Here is a 15,607-nt window from a genome sequence, read left to right as displayed (position 1 = left end):
AAATGGGTTCTTGAAAATCATATAATTTCCACGCTAAATTGGTATAAAAATAAAATTCAGAGGATTCGTACTGAATGCGCTTTTGGCTCCTTTTAATCACAGCATTGTTTTTGGCGGGCTGCAGCAGCCATCGTGCGCCTGCGCCAAATGCCCGCTTGTCGGATTCAATCGCCGTTATTGCCGGTCTTAATGATCAGCTACAAACCTGGCATGGCACACCCTATCGTTATGGTGGTATGAGTCGTAGCGGGGTGGATTGTTCTGGATTTGTTTTGATGACGATGCGCGATAAATTCGATCTGCAACTCCCACGCGATACGCGTACGCAATCAAAGATTGGTACCGAAATTGATAAAGACGATTTGCTGCCCGGCGATCTGGTTTTCTTTAAAACCGGGTCTGGGGAAAGCGGTTTGCATGTCGGTATTTACGATACCAATAATCAATTTATTCATGCTTCAACCAGCCGTGGAGTGATGCGCTCGTCTCTGGATAACGTTTACTGGCGTAAAAACTTTTGGCAGGCGCGACGTATTTAATCCTCACAACTCCGAGGCTGCCATCGAGTGGCAGCCTCGACATCACCGTTTGAAAGTTAACTTTTATTTCTGCTTTTGGTTAGACAATACCCATGAACATTAAGAGCGTATCTTGCTAAAAATATGATTTATTCCGAGATATTAAAAAGTGCAAAGCTGGATATTCGCTTATAATCAGGATAAGCTAAAAAAAAGGATTCGATTTACCGGCTAAAAAGGGAAAAATGAAAGGGCCTCTACTTGCATCAGCAGTAACGTATTTCTTCATCCTTTGCTACAGGATGCCGGATAACACCCATGCAGCGGGGCTGGCACGATGATTGTTTCACTGGATAATCTTTACCATTCTGAGTTCTCTTTTCTTCCTGCGAGAAGCGAAAAAGGCGATCTTGAATTCGTCGACATCATCACCAATTTCGCCAGTGCACATGGGGATGTGCGTATACCCACCGAGCTGGTCCTACCTCGGATGTCAGACGACGAACAATGTCGTTTATTTGTAGAAAAACTAGAATTAATCGAAACGTGCCAACATTTTTTTATTCAGCGAAAAGTATTTGCCTGGATTAATTTAACGCCAGCAATTGCTAATACTTTATTATCAGATACTGAACTTGCTTCACAAGTTGAACGATTTTCATTTCTGGAGCTGACTATTAATGAAAGCTATCCGGAGTTAAACAAAGGTAAAGATAATCCAACATTGGCCGCACTTGCTGCGCGATTTCCATTAGTCCTGACAAACTATGGTGCTGGCGGTATATCAACCCGGGCAATTTTTGACGGTCTGTTCAAACGCGTCGTTCTGGATAAAAACTTTGTTCAACAAAGGATTGCACATATTTCGTTTGAGCCGTTTATGCGGGCTATTCTGGCGCAACTATCTCCCAGCTGTGAGTCAATAATCATTAGCGGAATTGATACACAAGAGATGCTGGAGCGCGTTTTGCCTGTAGGATTCAGTGCCATGCAGGGAGGATTGTGGCCTGCAGTGCCTCCTGCGCAGATAATTTCGCTTGCTAAGATATAACCCTTTTATTTGCTGGTGTTTAACAGGCTATTAACAGTCTACACTAGAGGCAGGAGGCCCTATGACCCTGTCTTTTACCACTCGCTGGCGTGATGAACTACCAGCAACTTATACCGCGCTTTCACCCACCCCTTTGAAAAATGCGCGCCTTATCTGGCATAACGATGCGCTGGCGGAGCAATTAGCTATTCCTGCGGCGCTATTTGATATTTCAACTGGTGCGGGCGTTTGGGGAGGCGAATCGCTGCTTCCCGGGATGTCGCCTTTAGCCCAGGTTTATAGTGGACATCAGTTCGGCGTCTGGGCAGGTCAGCTTGGCGACGGACGTGGGATCCTGCTGGGCGAACAACAGCTCGCGGATGGTTCAACGTTTGACTGGCACCTGAAAGGCGCCGGACTCACGCCGTATTCCCGCATGGGTGATGGGCGCGCCGTGCTGCGCTCGACCATTCGCGAAAGCCTTGCTAGCGAAGCGATGCACTACCTGGGAATACCGACCACGCGGGCATTGTCGATTGTCACCAGCGACACGCCGGTGTATCGCGAAACGGTCGAAGCGGGAGCGATGCTTATCCGCGTGGCGCAAAGCCATATGCGGTTTGGCCATTTTGAGCATTTTTACTATCGCCGGGAGCCGGAAAAAGTGCGCCAGTTGGCTGACTTTGCGATTCGCCATTACTGGCCGCAATGGCAGGAAGACGCCGATAAATATCAGCTGTGGTTTAACGATGTTGTCACGCGTACTGCGACGTTAATCGCTGACTGGCAGGCGGTAGGGTTTGCGCATGGTGTTATGAATACGGACAACATGTCGATTCTGGGTCTGACGATGGATTACGGTCCATTCGGTTTTCTTGATGATTACGTGCCCGATTATATCTGTAACCACTCTGACAACCAGGGGCGATACAGTTTCGATAATCAGCCGGCCGCCGCGTTGTGGAACCTGCAACGTCTGGCGCAAACCCTGTCGCCGTTTATCCCGGTCGAGGCGCTCAATGATGCGCTGGACAGTTACCAGCTGGCGCTGTTAACTCGCTACGGTCAGCGGATGCGGCAAAAGCTCGGCTTCTTTAGCGAGCAGAAAGACGATAACGAACTGCTTAGCGAGCTGTTTAGTCTGATGTCGCGGGAAAGAAGCGACTATACGCGAACGTTTCGCATGCTCAGCCAAACGGAACAACACAGTGCGCAATCTCCGTTGCGCGATGAGTTTATCGACCGCGCAGCGTTTGACGACTGGTTCACGCGGTATCGCTCGCGCCTTCAGCAAGACAATATTGCCGATGCTGCCAGACAAACACAGATGAAGGCGGCTAACCCGGCGATGGTATTACGTAACTGGCTGGCGCAACGGGCGATTAGTCAGGCAGAGCAGGGGGATTACGCCGAGCTGCATCGGTTGCACCAGGCGTTGCGTACCCCGTTTGCCGATCGTGATGATGACTATGTCAGCCGTCCACCTGACTGGGGAAAACGGCTGGAAGTGAGTTGTTCAAGCTAAGGGGCCAGAAATACCTGCGGGGAGGCGTTGGCCGGATGCTGGCCAACGTGTACCTGAGCACCGTACCAGCGCTTCAAGTCATCGGCCTGTAACACAGTTTCCGGTGTTCCCTGCGATACCAGCCTGCCGTTGTGCAGCAGCACTATTCTGTCTGCCCACAGTGCGGCGAGGTTCAGATCGTGAAGCACAATGCACACATGCAGCTCTCCCGAAGAGGTAAGCGTTTTTAGCATGCGCAACAGATGCTGCTGGTGGTAAAGATCCAGCGCGGAGGTCGGTTCATCAAGGAATAACCAACCACGAGGCGCACCGTCGCACCAGAGTTGTGCCAGCGCACGGGCTAACTGTACTCGCTGTTGCTCGCCGCCGGAAAGCGCGGCGTATTGCCGACCCGCCAAAGGTGTGCATCCGGTCATTTCCATCACCTGAGCGATAAGCCGGGGCTCCTGCTGTTGGGTCCACGGCGCGCGGCCCATCGCGATGACGGCCTCTACCGGCCAGTCGAATCCCAACTGTGTTTGCTGGCGCATCACTGCCCGATGCCGCGACAGGGTCTGGGTAGACCATTCATGCAGCGGTTTGCCCGCCAGCACGCAACGCCCGGTTGCTGGTTTGAGAAAACCGGTCAGCAGGCGCAGCAGGGTGGATTTCCCCGCACCGTTTGGGCCGATGAGCGCAACCAGTTCACCTTTTGTAAGGGCGAGCGATACGTCGTCAATCACCGCTCTGCCAGCTACGTGATAGTGAAGCCCTTCAGCGATGAAATGTTCAGCCATGCGCTCCTCGCTGACGAAAAATAAGCCATAAAAACCACGGTGCGCCGAGAAGACTGGTCAACAGACCGACCGGCATCTCCGCAGGCGCAACCGCCGTACGAGCCAGGGTGTCGGCAATCAGCAATAAAAACGCGCCCGCCAGCACGGAACCCGGAATAACGGCCCGATGGTCTGAGCCGAGCCACATACGTATTAAATGTGGGATTACCAACCCGATAAAGCCAATCACCCCGCTTACCGCCACGGCTGAGGCAACCAGTAATGCGCTACAAAGCAGCAAAATACGCTGGATTGTACGTACATCAACGCCGAGATAATGCGCCTCTTCCTCACCCAGTTGCAGAAGATTCAGCGCCGGAGCAAGTCGCCAGATGATCAGCACTGTCGGGATTGTCAGTGAAGTGACAGCCAACAGCGTGGACCACTGTGCAGCCCCCAGACTTCCCATTCCCCATAGCGACAGCTGGCGCAGTTGCGCATCATTACTGACCCACGACAGTACGCCAACCGCCGCCCCGCAGAGCGCGTTGATGGCAATGCCGACCAGCAGCAGGCGGGAGAGCGAACCGTCGCGCTGTTGGCTGAGGATAAAAATCACTACTGTTGCCGCTAGCGCGCCGAAAAAAGCGGCCAGCATTGGAGCATACAACATCATCAGCGCGGGCAAAGAGACAGGCAGCACCACCCACAGGGCCACAGCGCAGGCGGCGCCGCTGCTTATTCCCAGTAATCCAGGGTCTGCAAGCGGATTGCGAAACAGCCCCTGCATCACGCAGCCAGAGAGCGCCAGAGAGCCGCCAATCACCAGTGCCAGCAGGACGCGGGGAAGGCGAATCGTGATCCAGATTTGACGCAGTGCCTCATCGCCATCACGCCAGAGCAGACTTACCGGCAGGCGCAACGCGCCAAAACCGGTAGCCAGAACCGTCATTGCAACCAGCATCAATGCCAACATCCACAACGAACAGGTGATCCGCCGGGACATCAGGGCAATTGCTCCGCTTTAGCACGAAGCTGCAAAATAGCCTGTGGCGTGCGAACGCTGAAGCCCAACAGCGCCATATCGTCAACCTGCAATACCTGTTTATTCCTTCCGGCAGGTGTTTGCGCAAGTCCCGGTAGCGCCCACAGGTTATCTTCGCCACCCATCGCCTTAACGCCGTCCTGCGAAATCACCACCAGATCGGGTTGGCTGGCAATGACGCCTTCTTGTGACAGCGGCTGATAGCGATTAACGCCCTGCATGGCGTTGCGTAGACCTGCGGCACGAATCGCCGCATCGGCTCCGGTTTGCTGGCCCGCCGCCATTGCGGTCATCCCGCCATGATTGAGAATAAACAGCACACGTTTATTAAGTTCAGACGACGGGAGCGTCGCCAGTTCCTGACGTAACGTTGCGCGCAGCGTTTCGCCGTCGGCCTCCCGATGAGTAGCCTCAGCGATAACCCGAACTTTTTCATCAATCGCGTTAAGATCGTTGCTTGCTGGGATCGTGACAACCCTGACGTTGCTCTGCTCAAGCTGTTTTAGCGCTAAAGAGGGCTGTGCCTGCGCGCTGGCAAGGACCAGCGTAGGGCGGGTAGCCAGGATCCCTTCGGCGTTGAGCTGGCGCAAATAACCAACATCAGGTAACGCGGTTGCCGCAACAGGCCACTGGCTTGTGCTGTCTCTCGCCACAAGGGAGGGTTGTGCTCCCAGTGCGTAGACAATCTCGGTGACATCGCCACCGAGCGCAACAACCCGTTCCTCGGGCGCAGCCAGCGCCGCGAAGGGCAGCAGCGCGATCAGGGCCAGCAGTTTTTTCATGCGGCCAGTCCTTTCGGCGTCAGTGCGTCAATCTGTGCGCGCCATTGCGTCTGCTCCGGCTCGCCTTCCGTACGTTGACCATACAGCTGGGCGATTTGCGTGCCGTCGGCAGCAAACAGCTCCAGACTGGTGACGTGACCATCGGCGGTCGGTTTACGCGTCACCCACGTTTCCGCCACGCTCTCTTCCAGTAGATGCAGGGTAAAGGTTGGGTTGAAGATGTTCAGCCAGCCTTTCATCGGCACCAGTTTTTCTATTACGCCGGTAAATATCTGTACACAGCCGCGATTACCCACAAAAACCATAATTTCGTTGCCATCCTGACGCGCGGTGTCGAGTAATTGCGCCAGTGCGTTATTAGAAACCTTACAGGCCAGATCGTCGCCAACCAGATTAAACGCCTGTTGACGGGTGAGATCGTGGCGTTTCAGCAGACCGAAGAACTGATGGACATCGGTCATCGCTCGCCACTCTTGATCAACGGTCTGTGCGTCGACAGTGACGGCGGTAGGCACAGAATTGTTGACGGGTTGCAGCACCAGCGGCGGGTTTTCTGCAAAGATGAAACGGGTCAGCAACGCCGCCCATTCCTCAACGAGGGTATTTTGTGTGGTATAGACCTTCAGCAGTGCGTCTCCCTGATGGTCAAAGAATTGAATGCTCTGACGCTCGCCGTGGGCGGTGGTCTCACTGATATGAAAAGCGCTTGCCCACTGATTGAGGAACAGGCGCAGGTCGAGGGCGCGTGGATTAAGAACCAGCCCGGCATGGCCGTTCAGGTGCTGATTGGTAAAAGCGCCAACCTGTTCATGCACCGCATATTCGTTGCGGCAAATGCATTTGGTTTCACCTACGGCTTCCAGTGCGCCGAGGATTTCGCGGACTTCGCCACGTAAGCGCCAGGCGTCATGGCCGACGCGCGCAAAGGTCAGTTCGGCTTCACTAATATTCATCAACCCTGCAATGTCGCGTGCGTATTTGCCGGGATTTTCTTTCTTCAGTTCCAGCCAGCGTGTGTAATGATTCATTGTCTCTTCCTTCCAGATTGCGGCCCCGGCGAACCGGGGAAAAGTGATTACCACTGATAACTCACGAAAATTTTGCCATTACGACCATCCTGCGGAATGCCTTGCGGCGACCAGTACTCTTTGTCGAAGGCGTTGCCCAGTACCAGCGTGGTGGTCATGCCTTTCAGTGCTTGTTGGCCCTGATAGCTCACGTAAAAATCGTTTACCGCATAGCCAGGTTGTTTAGCGTAGGTGCTGCTGATATGCGTTGAACGGTCAGCAAATGTCCCAATCCAGCCTACGGAGAAACCGCTGTGCGCAACCGGCACATTCAGTTTGCTGGTGACGGTGTCGGGGTTAATGCTGGAAATGTATTCACCTGTGTCAGTATCTTTGCCGCGTGTGCGGTTATAGGCCATGTCGAGGCTGAACAGGTCGGCGGTATATTTCGCCATCACGTCCCAACCCCAGATTTTGGCATTGGGAACGTTATAGGACATGGTTGTCGCAGCGGCGAAGTCGACGCTGGTGGAGATGTAATCTTTTGCTTTGGTGTCGAAATAGCTGGCTTTAAATTCGAGCGCATCGCTCGCCATCAGCAGATCGTCAAAGCGCAGGCCAAATCCGTATTCCTGCGTTTCGTTGGTTTCCGGGCGCAGGTTAGGGTTTGGCACCCAGTAGTTAGTGTAGAAACGACCAATCGAGAAGTGTTTCGCATCGTTATACATCTCGCCCATGGTTGGCGCACGGAAGGCCTGAGCGTATGAACCGAACAGCATCAGCCAGTCGGCTGGCGTAACGGTGAGTCCGGCGCGGGACGACCATTTGTCAGCATCAACATCTTCATAGCCGTCGCTGCTGCCGCGATAAGAGTCATAACGGGTACCGCCCAGCAGCGTAACCGGCAGGTCGCGCAGGGTGATTTCATCCTGTAGCCAACCGGAGCTGAAATCGATCTTTGCCTCCGGGAAACCGGTGGTTGAACCACCCGGTTGTTGTTCCTGGCGATAGTACTCACCGCCGTAGGTCAGCAGGTGAGATGCAAAAGAGTCGGTAAACAGGCGGCTGCGGTTGTCGATCTTCCCGCCTTTGGTGGTTTGCTTGCGAAATTCGCCAGTGTTATCTGCGTTCTGAGCATTAATGCGCGCTTCGGACCAGTAGATACGGGCATCCGCGTTCAGCCAGTCATTGTCCGCAGGAGCAAGCGAGTAGGTCAGTTGCGCATCACGCTGGATCGTTGAACGGTTGGTCATCGGGTTGCTGGCATCCGCCGCACTGGTCTGCGGGTTTTTAGGTTCCCGGGCGTCATTGTTGTAGTATCGCAGCGAGCCGGCCAACGTCTGGGCGCTGTCAATTTTCCAGCTACCTTTCGCCAGCATATTGTTGATTGCTTCATCGTTTGGCGCTGTAGCACCGTCGCTTTGGCGCAAATCACCGCGATCGCGACTCGACCATGCAAGCAGTCCGTCCAGCGTATCGGTGCGCCCAAATGCGCTGGCGCCCATACCGAGGCTGTGATCGCCGGTTGCCGCGGTACCGAACACGCGGTAACCGCTGTTTTGTCCGGCTTCCAGCAGATCTTTGGCATCCGCAGTGTCATAGGCGATCACGCCGCCCAGCGCGCCGCTACCGTACAGTAGTGCGGAAGGGCCACGCACGACTTCGATACGTTTGATAAGCGCCGGGTCGAGGAAGGTGCTGTTCAGGTGCCCGGTGTCAGTTCCCTGACGAACGCCGTCAACCAGTACCAGAACGCCACGTCGATCGTAGCCGCGCAGATTCACGTCCTGGCCGTTGGTACGACCCGTTCCATCGAGGGTTAGACCCGGAACCGTCCGCAACAGATCGGCTGCCGAACTGGCGGTCTGGTTTTCCGGGGCGGTGGCATCAATCACGCTGACCATCATCGGCGCTTCAAAGGCACTACGGGCATTGCCGGTGGCGGTGACGGTCATATCCTCGACCGCCGCATAGGCTACGATGGGCAGGTTACTGACAATCGCCAGCGCCAACAGCGATGGGCGCAGGGAAGCGGTGTGCAGGTAAGGCATAGCAACTCTCCATTAGGAAATCGAAAAGCGCTGGCTGCCTGGGTATGACCTGGGTGGCTGGCGAAATGTGTTGTTTATTTAGTCAGAATGAGTTTTCCGGCTTGCGTCTGGCGCAGCAGGTAGTGCTGACCATCATGCTCTATGATCACGCGTCCTTCGTTACCCAGCAGGGTTTTACTGTCAATTCGTCGCTCGTTTGGCGCGACGGAAGGCGGTGTTGTGTCTTTTGTAGGCGTAGCCGTTGTGTTATCCATACGTGACATAGTGTTTAAAAATAACAATCAATGTAACAATGATAATCATTATCATCAAACTGCAAATTTGCGGCAAGCGTTTTTGTGAAATAATTGTGACGAGAACGTTTTTTGCACAACAATCGGGGAAAAACAAAGGATTAGCACCGGGCAAAGTGATATTGCCCGGCGAACAGCATTAAAAACGGCTATCAACCGCAGAGGCGAGTTTTTCAACCAACAGTTCAGTATCTTCCCAGTTCAGGCACGGGTCGGTAATGGACTGACCGTAAACCAACGGCTGGCCGCTAACGATTTTTTGAGTACCTTCACGCAGGAAACTCTCCGCCATGATCCCGGCAATTGCCGTCGAACCGTTACGAATTTGCTGGCACACGTCGTCACAAACGTCCAACTGACGACGATGCTGCTTCTGGCAATTGCCGTGGCTAAAATCGACCACCAGATGCTCAGGCAGGGAAAATTCGTGCAGGGTATCGCAGGCGGCGGCAATATCTTCAGCATAATAATTCGGCTTTTTACCGCCACGCATGATGATATGCCCGTAAGGGTTACCGCTGGTCTGATAAATGGTCATCTGACCGGTTTTATCCGGCGAGAGGAACATGTGACTGGCGCGGGAGGCGCGAATCGCATCGACGGCGATGCGCGTGTTGCCATCCGTTCCGTTCTTAAAACCTACCGGGCAGGAGAGCGCGGAGGCCATTTCACGATGGATCTGACTTTCGGTGGTGCGCGCGCCAATAGCTCCCCAACTGATTAAATCGGCAATAAACTGGCCGGTCACCATGTCGAGGAATTCAGTCGCCGTGGGGACGCCCAGTTCGTTGACCTGCAACAGCAGTTTTCGCGCCAGTTCAATACCGTGGTTTACACGATAACTGCCGTTCAAATCCGGGTCGGAAATCAGGCCTTTCCAGCCCACGACGGTGCGTGGCTTTTCAAAATAGGTACGCATCACGATTTCCAGACGCGCCTGGTGCTTTGTGCGCAGCGCCTGTAATCGTGTCGCGTATTCCATCGCGGCATCAAGATCGTGAATCGAGCAGGGACCTACGATCACCAGTAAACGGGGATCTTCACCATTTAAAATTTTTTCTATCCGACGTCGGGAGTCCGTAACATGACGGGCGACGGAGGATGAAACAGGATGCCGTTGCGCAAGCTCTGCTGGAGTGACCAGGTTGTCAATACGCGCAGTACGGAGTTCATCGGTTCTGTTCATTACTTGTCTCAGAAATTTGTTGCTTCAACGGCAGGACTACCGGGAAGTGATGTACATCACAATATCACACTCATCCTGCCTGGTGGCGAGCATAATAACAAAAAAACGAACCAATGCACTAGCATTCTAGTACATGCGGCGATTCAGTCCCATGATATCGAGGATCTTGGTAGCAATCTCTTCTACCGAATAATTGGTACTGTTCAGCCAGGGGATCTGGTTTTTCCGGTACAGCGCTTCTACCTCTGCAACTTCCATTCGGCATTGGCGCAGCGAAGCGTACCGGCTGTTCTCACGGCGCTCTTCGCGGATGGCCGCCAGGCGCTCAGGGTCGATAGTCAGACCGAACAGCTTATGCTGCAACGGCTTCAGGGAGGCGGGCAGCACCAAATTATCCATATCATCGGCAATAAAGGGGTAGTTGGCGGCGCGGATACCAAACTGCATGGCCAGATACAAACTGGTCGGGGTTTTGCCGCAACGAGAAACACCAAGCAGGATCACCTGGGCCTGATCGAGGTTGCGCAACGAAATACCGTCGTCGTGGGCGAGGGTGTAGTCAATGGCGGCAATGCGCGCATCGTACTTGTTGAGGTTACCGGGATTCAGACCGTGCGTGCGATGGGCGATAGGTGTAGGGTCGAGCTTCATCTCGTGTTGTAGTGGGGCAACCAGCGCCTGCACTATATCCTGACAAAATCCCTCGCTTTGCAGAATGATTGAGCGAATTTCTGGCAGGACGATGGAGTAAAACACCAAAGGGCGCACGCCAGTTTGTTGGTAGATCGCGTCAATCTGGTCTTTAACCGCGCGCGCACGACTCTCATTTTCCACAAACGGCAGCGTAATGCTGCTGATCGTGACCGGGAATTGCGACATCACCGCGTGACCCAAGACCTCGGCGGTGATGGCCGTACCATCAGAAATATAAAATACGTGACGATCAACAGCATTATCCATTTTGCTCATCCTGGGCAGACATAATTCTCTGAAAGCATAAATTAAAATTCGCCAGAAGCGAATATTGCTGCATCTTTTTTATAAAATGAAACGGTATTTTTATAATTAATGAAAAGTACATTTCATTTTTCGGAACAAATGTTTATACCGGTAGTTTTTGTGGAGATCCCCTGTGGCTCGCGGGTTTGCGCAAATGCGGAAACAATCTGAAAAAATAAAAAATAAAGTTGCTTGAACGATTCACCGTTTTTTTCGCTGGAGTAAATATGCAAAGATAATTACGCAAAATTGAGTTTCCTAACCTCGTTCAAATATAAGGATTGTTCGATGTCCAACAATGGCTCGTCACCGCTGGTGCTTTGGTATAACCAACTCGGCATGAATGATGTAGACAGAGTTGGGGGCAAAAATGCCTCCCTGGGTGAAATGATTACTAACCTTTCAGGTATGGGTGTTTCCGTACCGAATGGTTTTGCAACGACCGCCGACGCGTTTAACCAGTTTCTGGACCAGAGCGGTGTAAACCAGCGCATTTATGAGCTGCTGGATAAAACGGATATTGACGATGTCACCGAGCTTGCAAAAGCCGGCGCGCAGATCCGCCAGTGGATTATCGACACTCCTTTCCAGCCGGAGCTGGAAAATGCCGTCCGCGATGCCTACGCGCAGCTGTCAGCGGACGATGCCCATGCCTCTTTTGCTGTGCGATCTTCCGCAACCGCAGAAGATATGCCAGATGCGTCATTTGCCGGTCAGCAGGAAACCTTCCTCAACGTCCAGGGATTTGATGCCGTGCTGGTTGCCATCAAACACGTATTTGCTTCGCTGTTTAACGACCGCGCGATCTCTTATCGTGTCCACCAGGGTTATGACCATCGTGGCGTAGCGCTCTCTGCGGGTGTGCAGCGGATGGTGCGTTCTGACCTCGCGTCTTCCGGCGTCATGTTCTCCATCGATACCGAATCCGGTTTCGATCAGGTGGTGTTTATCACCTCTGCATGGGGCCTTGGCGAGATGGTCGTGCAGGGGGCCGTTAACCCGGATGAATTCTACGTGCATAAACCGACGCTGGCGGCTAACCGTCCGGCTATCGTTCGTCGCACCATGGGTTCGAAAAAAATCCGCATGATCTACGCGCCGACCCAGGAACACGGTAAGCAGGTAACGATCGAAGATGTGCCGCAGGAACAACGCGACATTTTCTCCCTGACTAACGAAGAAGTGCAGGAACTGGCCAAGCAGGCGGTGCAGATCGAGAAGCACTACGGTCGTCCGATGGATATCGAATGGGCGAAAGACGGTCATACCGGCAAGCTGTTCATTGTGCAGGCGCGCCCGGAAACCGTGCGTTCTCGTGGCCAGGTGATGGAGCGTTATACGCTGCATGCGCAGGGTAAAATTATTGCTGAAGGTCGTGCTATCGGTCACCGCATTGGCGCGGGTTCGGTCAAAGTCATCCAGGACATCAGCGAAATGAACCGTATCGAACCAGGCGACGTACTGGTTACCGACATGACCGACCCGGACTGGGAACCGATCATGAAGAAAGCAGCGGCGATTGTCACCAACCGTGGCGGTCGTACCTGTCACGCGGCAATCATTGCCCGTGAGCTGGGGATCCCAGCCGTGGTGGGCTGTGGCGATGCGACCGAGCGCATGAAAGATGGTGAGAAGGTTACTGTCTCTTGTGCCGAAGGCGACACCGGTTATGTTTACGCTGACATGCTCGATTTTAGCGTGAAGAGTTCCAGCGTGGAGACCATGCCGGATCTGCCGTTGAAGGTGATGATGAACGTCGGTAACCCGGACCGCGCTTTCGACTTCGCCTGCCTGCCAAACGAAGGTGTTGGTCTGGCGCGTCTGGAATTTATCATCAACCGTATGATTGGCGTCCACCCGCGTGCACTGCTGGAGTTTGATGACCAGACGCCTGAGCTGCAAAATGAAATCCGCGCCATGATGAAAGGTTTCGATTCTCCGCGTGAATTCTACGTTGGTCGTCTGACGGAAGGGATCGCGACGCTGGGAGCGGCGTTTTATCCTAAACGCGTCATCGTGCGTATGTCTGACTTTAAGTCCAACGAATATGCCAACCTGGTCGGCGGTGAGCGTTATGAACCGCATGAAGAGAACCCGATGCTGGGCTTCCGTGGGGCGGGCCGTTATGTTGCCGATAGCTTCCGCGACTGCTTCGCGCTGGAATGCGATGCAGTAAAACGTGTCCGTAACGACATGGGCCTGACTAACGTTGAAGTGATGGTACCGTTTGTACGTACCGTTGCCCAGGCGAAAGCGGTGGTGGAAGAGCTGGCACGCCAGGGGCTGAAACGCGGTGAGAACGGACTGAAGATCATCATGATGTGTGAGATCCCGTCTAACGCCTTGCTGGCCGAGCAGTTCCTCGAGTACTTCGACGGCTTCTCCATCGGCTCAAACGACATGACGCAGTTGGCGCTGGGTCTGGATCGTGACTCTGGTGTGGTTTCTGAACTGTTTGATGAGCGTAACGACGCGGTGAAAGCGCTGCTGTCAATGGCGATTCGTGCAGCCAAGAAACAGGGCAAATACGTGGGTATTTGCGGTCAGGGCCCATCTGACCATGAAGACTTTGCGGCCTGGCTGATGGAAGAGGGGATCGACAGCCTGTCGCTGAACCCGGACACTGTCGTACAGACCTGGCTAAGTCTGGCTGAACTGAACAAGTAACATCATGCCTTATCCGGCCTATTCAACGTAGGCCGGATAAGATACGCTAGCGTCGCCATCCGGCACTTTATCCTGCAACACTCTCCACGCTCAAACGCTGAATAATATCCTGACGCAGTTGGTATTTTTGTACTTTACCGGACGCTGTGCGTGGTAATTTCTCCACGATCACAATGTGCTCAGGGTATTTGTACTTTGCCACCCGCTTGCGACTAAAAAAGGCTACCACTGACTCCAGTGACAGCGAATGATGCGGCGGTTTTAGCACCACATAAGCACATGACCTTTCACCTAAGCGTTCGTCCGGCATCGCGACAACGCAGGCATCGTGAATGCGGGGGTGCTGCAATAAAATATCCTCAACTTCGCGGCTGCTGATGTTTTCTCCACCGCGGACAATGATATCTTTTTTCCGTCCGGTGATTTTGATGTACCCCGCATCGTCCATTCGGCATAAGTCGCCGCTGTAATACCAGCCGTCTTGATCCAGCGCACGGGCGGTGAGTTCGGGTTCATCGAGATAGCCCATAAACACATTGGGACCGCGTGAGGCTTCTTCGCCTTCTACACCCGCAGGCAACGTATTGCGTGCTTCATCGACCACTTTAATTTCGACGCCTGCAGCAGCATATCCGTCGGTATCCATCATGCGAGAAAGCGAATCATCGAGATTGACCAGCGCATGCGGGGAACTCTCTGTCGAGCCATAAATGCTTAATAATTTTATGCCGAGCTGCTGGCAGTCACGGGCAATCTTCTGTGGAATGGTTGCGCCCCCACATAAGAAAAAGCGTAGCGATGAGAGATCGCTTGGCCGTTTATCCATGCTACACAACATGTCGTAGACGAAGGGCGTTGCGCCGAGCACACAGGTACAGCGTTGTTGTTCCAGCAGTTCAAGACAGGCGGCTGGGGTGAAAATATCTAACAATACGCTGCGTGCGCCGATTAAAAACGGTGCGGTAACGCCATGCAGAAAACCGGTAGCGTGTCCCAGTGGTGCTGGCATTAAAAACACATCCTGCCAGGTGAGATTAAGACGGGCACAGTAGGCGCGCTCGCTGGCAAGGATGTTGTTGTGGGTCAGCATTACGCCTTTTGGCATTCCCTCGGTACCGGAGGTAAACAACACCGCCGCCAGTTCATCGGCGTGAACATTAATCGTTTGGGTTAATGGCGGAGCTAAAAGCAGTTGGCTGAGCGCTAGCGAGGTCGTTGCCGGAGCCAGTTTATCCACGGCAACGATCTGTTGCAGATGTGGCAACTGGTTTTGTAAGGTCAGGATCAGATCGACCGGTCGGGTCTGTTTAAACAGCGTCGGTGCGAAAAAAATCTTCGCTTTGCACTTATTCAGCACCCATACCAGCTCTGCTTCACGCCACGCTGGCAGCAGCGGTACGGAAACGGCCCCGGTTTTCAGGCAGGCCAGGTAGATAATCGTAAACTCGCACCAGCCCGGTAGCTGGAAGGCAATGCGATCGCCAGGTTGAATACCGCAGGCTAAAAACCAGGTTGCCAGACTGCTGGCCGCGCTGTCGAGTGCGGCATAGGTGTATGAAGCGCCATGGTTATCAACCACCGCGATTTTATCTGGCATGGCTCTGGCAGTTTGGTTCCAGTAATCGCCAAGCGAAGCATCTCCCCATAAACCCTGTTGCCGCCAGACTTCGCGACGTTCGGCGTTAAACGTTAGTGTGATACTCATGAAGTTATTCCCTGGATGATTTCGGCATACATCTGACCGGATGG

13 protein-coding genes are annotated in these 15,607 nt (G+C 53.6%); 4 read left to right on the top strand and 9 right to left on the bottom strand.

Going from position 1 to position 15,607, the window contains the following annotated elements; genetic code table 11:
- The first annotated feature begins 74 nt into the window (after window positions 1-74).
- The 3 genes from GUC46_RS13225 (at window position 75) to selO (ending at window position 3,073) form a co-directional block, all read left to right on the top strand.
- Window positions 75-539 (top strand): NlpC/P60 family protein, encoded by a 465-nt coding sequence (locus GUC46_RS13225; protein ID WP_003836644.1) that lies wholly within the window; start codon window positions 75-77, stop codon window positions 537-539.
- 316 nt (window positions 540-855) lie between these two features.
- Window positions 856-1,569: an EAL domain-containing protein gene (locus tag GUC46_RS13220; protein WP_003836643.1), complete on the top strand. Its 714-nt coding sequence runs from the start codon at window positions 856-858 to the stop codon at window positions 1,567-1,569.
- 61 nt (window positions 1,570-1,630) lie between these two features.
- The gene (gene selO / locus GUC46_RS13215; protein WP_016150131.1) at window positions 1,631-3,073 is read left to right on the top strand and encodes a protein adenylyltransferase SelO; all 1,443 of its coding nucleotides are present in this window, start codon (window positions 1,631-1,633) and stop codon (window positions 3,071-3,073) included.
- On the opposite strand, the gene GUC46_RS13210 is transcribed toward selO, so the two are convergent.
- The 8 genes from GUC46_RS13210 to ppsR all read right to left on the bottom strand — a co-directional run bounded on the left by GUC46_RS13210 (window position 3,070) and on the right by ppsR (window position 11,152).
- Complete coding sequence (locus GUC46_RS13210) at window positions 3,070-3,849, bottom strand: heme ABC transporter ATP-binding protein (RefSeq protein ID WP_003836641.1); 780 nt, start codon at window positions 3,847-3,849, stop codon at window positions 3,070-3,072. The genes selO and GUC46_RS13210 overlap by 4 nt on opposite strands.
- Window positions 3,842-4,834, bottom strand: a complete 993-nt coding sequence (locus tag GUC46_RS13205; RefSeq protein WP_130714721.1) for an iron ABC transporter permease — start codon at window positions 4,832-4,834, stop codon at window positions 3,842-3,844. The genes GUC46_RS13210 and GUC46_RS13205 overlap by 8 nt, the downstream gene beginning before the upstream one ends.
- Window positions 4,834-5,655 (bottom strand): hemin ABC transporter substrate-binding protein, encoded by an 822-nt coding sequence (locus tag GUC46_RS13200; protein WP_003843463.1) that lies wholly within the window; start codon window positions 5,653-5,655, stop codon window positions 4,834-4,836. The genes GUC46_RS13205 and GUC46_RS13200 overlap by 1 nt, the downstream gene beginning before the upstream one ends.
- Complete coding sequence (gene chuS, locus GUC46_RS13195; protein WP_130714720.1) at window positions 5,652-6,683, bottom strand: hematinate-forming heme oxygenase ChuS; 1,032 nt, start codon at window positions 6,681-6,683, stop codon at window positions 5,652-5,654. Before chuS ends, GUC46_RS13200 begins: the two co-directional genes overlap by 4 nt.
- A gap of 47 nt (window positions 6,684-6,730) precedes the next feature.
- Window positions 6,731-8,713, bottom strand: coding sequence for a TonB-dependent hemoglobin/transferrin/lactoferrin family receptor (locus GUC46_RS13190; protein WP_044712270.1), 1,983 nt, complete (start codon window positions 8,711-8,713; stop codon window positions 6,731-6,733).
- 74 nt (window positions 8,714-8,787) lie between these two features.
- Complete coding sequence (gene hemP, locus GUC46_RS13185; RefSeq protein WP_003030556.1) at window positions 8,788-8,976, bottom strand: hemin uptake protein HemP; 189 nt, start codon at window positions 8,974-8,976, stop codon at window positions 8,788-8,790.
- A 169-nt stretch (window positions 8,977-9,145) separates the two neighbouring features.
- Window positions 9,146-10,192: a 3-deoxy-7-phosphoheptulonate synthase AroH gene (gene aroH / locus GUC46_RS13180; protein ID WP_003030555.1), complete on the bottom strand. Its 1,047-nt coding sequence runs from the start codon at window positions 10,190-10,192 to the stop codon at window positions 9,146-9,148.
- A 126-nt stretch (window positions 10,193-10,318) separates the two neighbouring features.
- On the bottom strand, window positions 10,319-11,152 hold the full coding sequence (gene ppsR / locus GUC46_RS13175) for a posphoenolpyruvate synthetase regulatory kinase/phosphorylase PpsR (RefSeq protein ID WP_003030553.1): 834 nt from the start codon (window positions 11,150-11,152) through the stop codon (window positions 10,319-10,321).
- A gap of 327 nt (window positions 11,153-11,479) precedes the next feature.
- Between ppsR and ppsA the strand changes: the two genes are divergently transcribed.
- On the top strand, window positions 11,480-13,858 hold the full coding sequence (ppsA, locus tag GUC46_RS13170; protein ID WP_003836625.1) for a phosphoenolpyruvate synthase: 2,379 nt from the start codon (window positions 11,480-11,482) through the stop codon (window positions 13,856-13,858).
- Between the two features lie 67 nt (window positions 13,859-13,925).
- On the opposite strand, the gene fadK is transcribed toward ppsA, so the two are convergent.
- Window positions 13,926-15,563: a medium-chain fatty-acid--CoA ligase gene (gene fadK / locus GUC46_RS13165; RefSeq protein ID WP_130714719.1), complete on the bottom strand. Its 1,638-nt coding sequence runs from the start codon at window positions 15,561-15,563 to the stop codon at window positions 13,926-13,928.
- Between the last annotated feature and the right edge of the window lie 44 nt (window positions 15,564-15,607).

The sequence above is a fragment of the Citrobacter sp. LUTT5 genome (assembly GCF_009905315.1).
Taxonomy (GTDB): Bacteria; Pseudomonadota; Gammaproteobacteria; order Enterobacterales; family Enterobacteriaceae; genus Citrobacter; species Citrobacter freundii.
Note: the sequence above shows the minus strand (reverse complement) of the source record. Positions and strands in the feature narration are given on the sequence as shown.

What these genes read in the sequence shown, in the direction of transcription:
- GUC46_RS13225 (WP_003836644.1), top strand. Translation starts at nt 75, where the DNA reads ATGCGCTTTTGGCTCCTTTTAATCACAGCATTGTTTTTGGCGGGCTGC.
- GUC46_RS13220 (WP_003836643.1), top strand. Translation starts at nt 856, where the DNA reads ATGATTGTTTCACTGGATAATCTTTACCATTCTGAGTTCTCTTTTCTT.
- selO (WP_016150131.1), top strand. Translation starts at nt 1,631, where the DNA reads ATGACCCTGTCTTTTACCACTCGCTGGCGTGATGAACTACCAGCAACT.
- GUC46_RS13210 (WP_003836641.1), bottom strand. Translation starts at nt 3,849, where the DNA reads ATGGCTGAACATTTCATCGCTGAAGGGCTTCACTATCACGTAGCTGGC.
- GUC46_RS13205 (WP_130714721.1), bottom strand. Translation starts at nt 4,834, where the DNA reads ATGTCCCGGCGGATCACCTGTTCGTTGTGGATGTTGGCATTGATGCTG.
- GUC46_RS13200 (WP_003843463.1), bottom strand. Translation starts at nt 5,655, where the DNA reads ATGAAAAAACTGCTGGCCCTGATCGCGCTGCTGCCCTTCGCGGCGCTG.
- chuS (WP_130714720.1), bottom strand. Translation starts at nt 6,683, where the DNA reads ATGAATCATTACACACGCTGGCTGGAACTGAAGAAAGAAAATCCCGGC.
- GUC46_RS13190 (WP_044712270.1), bottom strand. Translation starts at nt 8,713, where the DNA reads ATGCCTTACCTGCACACCGCTTCCCTGCGCCCATCGCTGTTGGCGCTG.
- hemP (WP_003030556.1), bottom strand. Translation starts at nt 8,976, where the DNA reads ATGTCACGTATGGATAACACAACGGCTACGCCTACAAAAGACACAACA.
- aroH (WP_003030555.1), bottom strand. Translation starts at nt 10,192, where the DNA reads ATGAACAGAACCGATGAACTCCGTACTGCGCGTATTGACAACCTGGTC.
- ppsR (WP_003030553.1), bottom strand. Translation starts at nt 11,152, where the DNA reads ATGGATAATGCTGTTGATCGTCACGTATTTTATATTTCTGATGGTACG.
- ppsA (WP_003836625.1), top strand. Translation starts at nt 11,480, where the DNA reads ATGTCCAACAATGGCTCGTCACCGCTGGTGCTTTGGTATAACCAACTC.
- fadK (WP_130714719.1), bottom strand. Translation starts at nt 15,563, where the DNA reads ATGAGTATCACACTAACGTTTAACGCCGAACGTCGCGAAGTCTGGCGG.